Here is a 4,201-nt window from a genome sequence, read left to right on the forward strand (position 1 = left end):
ATGATGGGTAGCTTACCGTTATGGGGTGTGTCAGTAGAAACTTTGGGCTATCAGTTTGAGAATGACCAAATCGATTTTGAGTTTGATACGTGGTACGGTACTGATAGTAATCGTGTCACTCTACGCAGTGAAGGTAGTGCTCAAACTAACGATGATAAAGAGATCGATAGTCTAAGCTCACTCGCTTATTGGAAGCCGCTCGGTATCTTCTGGAATGGAGAAGCGGGTATTGCTTATAATACTGAAAACGATAAGTCCGCAATCATGGCAGGCATTGCTGGTACGGCGCCGTACTTCGTTGAGACTGACGCAAGAGCTTATCTATATACTGATGGTCAAGTCCAGCTTGATCTTGGGACAGCGTACGAGTGGCGCTTAGATCAGCGTTGGGTGGTCAGACCAGAGCTGGAGCTGACTGCCTTTAGTAAAGATGATACCGATAACGGTATTACTAAAGGATTTAATGAGTTTGAAGCTGAAGTTAGGCTGGCTTATGAGACATTCAGTCGTCAGCTCGCGCCTTATGTTGGTTTCAGCTACGAGAGCGCCTTGGGTGATGCGCGAGACTTACGTCGTCAAGAGGACGAAGACGTTGATTCTAATAGTCTGACTGCTGGTGTGATGTTTTGGTTCTAGGTTCCTAGTTCTAAATGCACAAATATCTCATTATTTAAAGTGCTACGTTTAACATTAGTATGAACATTGATACTATTACTAACGTGATAACGACTAAACAAGCACCTTCCAAAAGGTGCTTTTTTGTTAAATTCTTATTTAGCTAAATTTAATAAGTATATTAATGGTTTGACTAAGCAACTAAAGATCAATTTTAAATTGGCTTAACCATATAACTATAAAAAAGGAGTAATCGCATGAACAACGATATGAACCATAAGCAAAAAATGAATCCTTATGTCAAATTTGGTCTGATGATTCTGACCTCCACCATCGTCATGTACATCATGATGTACTTTAATACGTATAAATGGGATCACGTCTATTTTAGTGAGACCCGTGCTTATATGGCGCTGTATATGGGCGCGGTAATGGCAATTATCATGCTCGCCTTTATGACTAATATGTATAAAAAAACCAAGATAAACTTGATGGTTTATGGGGTTAGCGTAGTTTTATTTGCCTTTGGTCTTTGGGGCGTACGCTCACAGCAAACCGTCGATCAGGTGGACTGGATGCAAGCGATGATACCGCATCACTCGATTGCTATTTTGACCAGTTCGCGTGCTGATATCGAAGATCCACGTGTACGTCAGCTTGCTGATGAAATTATCGAAGCCCAAAGACGTGAAATCGCTGAGATGCAAGCACTTATTGATGAATTGGAATAATATATTATGATACCAATAAGTAAGCTCTTCTTTAAAAACTATTTACTATATCGCGTCTTTTAATTCTAACTATACCTACTCCTTACTTCAAAAATAACCTGTAAAACTGAAGTTCTACGAAGAAATAGATTAAGGTCGAATAAGTATGAAGCAAGATAGAGCGACTCGCTATCAGAAGGATAGTTTGACATTATCAGGAACAGTTATGCTAGGTACCGGTGTCATGATCGGTGCTGGTATTTTCGCTCTGACCGGTCAGATGGCTCAGATGACGGGTTCGCTTTTCCCACTTGCTTTTCTAGCCGCCGCAATCGTTGTTTCTTTTAGTGCCTATTCTTATATCAAAATCTCTAACGCTTACCCGTCGGCTGGCGGTGTTGCAATGTACCTGCATCAGGCATACGGAGATCGTTTACCGACTGGATTTAATGCCCTGCTGATGTATTTCTCCATGGTTATAGCGCAGAGCTTTTTGGCCCGGACGTTCGGGTCATACACTATGCAGTTATTCGGTGGCGATGACAGCGGTCGCATGGTATCCATCCTTGGCGCCGCGCTTATTCTTGCTGCGTTCTTTATCAATTTACTTGGTAATCGTTGGATTCAGGGGGTTGCATCGGTTATCGGTATTATAAAAATTGTCGGTATTCTTATATTCGGGTTGGTTGGTATCTGGCTAGCTGATAGCTTTGCAGTTGATTCTTCTACATTAGGTGACACTAATACTGTTGGTGACTTTCTTGGCGCAACGGCGCTAGGCATACTGGCATTTAAAGGCTTTACCACGATTGCCAACAGTGGCTCGGAAGTAAAAAATCCTCATCGCAACGTCGGCCGTGCCATTGTAATATCAATCGCAATATGCGTAGTTATTTACACTCTAGTCGGTTTAGCGGTGTCTAGTAATCTATCTCTTGCCGAAATCATCGAAACTAAAGATTACTCCTTGGCTGCCGCCGCACGCCCAGCACTTGGCGACTATGGTCTATGGTTCACAGTTGCAATCGCAATGGTAGCTACCGCTGGCGGCCTCCTTGCTAGCATCTTCGCAGTCTCTCGTATGCTTGCTATGTTGACTGAGATGAAGCTGGTGCCTCATCGTCATTTGGGAATGCCGGGAAGCGTTCAAAAACATACGTTGGTCTATACTGTGGTGTTGGGTTTAGCTTTTACGACGTTATTTGACTTATCACGAATTGCAGCGCTTGGCATTGTTTTCTATCTAATTATGGATATCGCCATTCATTGGGGTGTTTTGCGATACCTTCGTCAGGATATAAAGGCGGTGATGTGGGTGCCTATAGTGGCCATACTTCTTGACCTGTTGGTTCTCGGCGGTTTTGTCTGGATTAAACTAAACTCAGATCCATTCGTACTTGGCGTAGCAGTCGTCACTATTGTAGTGATTGCTGTGGCTGAGCAGGTTTACCTGAAATCTTCAGCGAGGAAAAAAGCTATCGAAAAAGATACGCTTGCAGACCATCATTGACAGTAACATCAAAGAGTTTACAGAAAATTGTTTGGTTAAAAATTGCATAGATTTAAGCGTCTGCTTACTATCTTCAAGAATTGATTTCATGCAATACGATATTCATAAAGACAACAGGGAAAGTAAGCTATGAATGAGTCATTTAATCACGCTGGAACTTGGGGTCTCGCACTAATTGTTATTGTTCTGATTTCTTGGTTCTTTTACCGTTATTTCGCACCAAAGAACTGGCGTGAATGGGCGGGTGCTGGTGTAGTTCAGGCTTTCATTATTGCACTTTACGCAGAAATGTATGGCTTTCCGCTCACTATATATTTATTAGTACGGTTTTTTGGTTTGGACAGCCAATATGTCAGCGCTAGCTTATGGTCGACCCTTGTTGGTTTAGGTGAGACAGGCATGATGATCTCAATGCTACTCGGCTATGCTATTGCATTTTTAGGAGTCGGTCTTTTTGCTCAAGGTTGGCGCCAAGTCCACAAAGCACGAGGGGAAAATCGTTTAGTAACTGATGGACTCTATGCCTACGTACGTCATCCTCAGTACACCGGGTTGTTTATTGCACTGTTCGGTGAGGGTGTGGTGCATTGGCCAACTCTGTTTTCAATCGGTCTGTTTCCAGTGATTGTGCTTGTATACACATGGTTAGCTCGACGTGAGGAACGGCATATGTTTGAAGAGTTTGGTAAAGACTACCTTGCTTACAAACAGCAAGTGCCAATGTTTATTCCTCAATGGGGTCAATGGCGTCAACTTGCCGCCGCCGCACGAGTTAAAAAGTAATATCAATACAGGATAAAGCTTTAATTCATACAAATCCTTAGAGTTAGCATGGTTAGATACGATTGGTTATCTTGAGCTTGAACCACATCATACAATAGTGAGGATTACTAAGATGGTCAAATCAAACTTAACAACAAGTACTTTAAGGATTGCCCCTGTTGGCAATAGTGTATCGTTGTTTCTACTTATTAGTTATCTATTATGCATAGGGTTTGGTTTACTCGCACCCGAACAGATAGCGATGCACGAAGCTTGGGCACCTCTACTACCTGGCTTTGAGTGGTTAACATGGACAGGTTTTCTAATTGGACTTGTAGAATCATATCTTTACGGTTGGTATTTCGCCATCTTGTTCGTGCCACTATATCGTTGGTTCGCCAAAGTGCCCTATAGACACTGATATATTAAAAGTCAGTAAACCTCTTTGGTTCGAGTAAAAATTAATTGAAGAGTTGGAGTCATCACAGTTTAGACTGAGGAGCAATCATAATGCATGGGTCAATGAATGGCATGATGAACGTCTCAATGATGTATGTCATGGGCTGGGTTAGAATGCTTTACTTTTTATTATTTACACTACTCT

Annotated in this window: 5 protein-coding genes; all 5 read left to right on the forward strand. The window is 42.2% G+C overall.

The features are described 5' to 3' along the window. The coding region (locus B2863_RS06935; RefSeq protein ID WP_296208604.1) for a copper resistance protein B at window positions 1-636 on the forward strand (636 nt) is incomplete at its 5' end. A gap of 236 nt (window positions 637-872) precedes the next feature. Further along, complete coding sequence (locus B2863_RS06940) at window positions 873-1,346, forward strand: DUF305 domain-containing protein (RefSeq protein ID WP_201611657.1); 474 nt, start codon at window positions 873-875, stop codon at window positions 1,344-1,346. Between the two features lie 145 nt (window positions 1,347-1,491). Then, window positions 1,492-2,835: an APC family permease gene (locus B2863_RS06945; protein WP_296208607.1), complete on the forward strand. Its 1,344-nt coding sequence runs from the start codon at window positions 1,492-1,494 to the stop codon at window positions 2,833-2,835. 129 nt (window positions 2,836-2,964) lie between these two features. Further along, a complete protein-coding gene (locus B2863_RS06950) occupies window positions 2,965-3,618 on the forward strand; it encodes a methyltransferase family protein (protein WP_068037334.1) in 654 nt (217 codons plus the stop codon). Between the two features lie 112 nt (window positions 3,619-3,730). Then, window positions 3,731-4,018, forward strand: a complete 288-nt coding sequence (locus B2863_RS14640) for a DUF5676 family membrane protein (protein WP_349678896.1) — start codon at window positions 3,731-3,733, stop codon at window positions 4,016-4,018. Window positions 4,019-4,201: the final 183 nt, after the last annotated feature.

Source organism: Psychrobacter sp. UBA3480 (assembly GCF_002377945.1).
In the GTDB taxonomy this organism is placed as follows: domain Bacteria; phylum Pseudomonadota; class Gammaproteobacteria; order Pseudomonadales; family Moraxellaceae; genus Psychrobacter.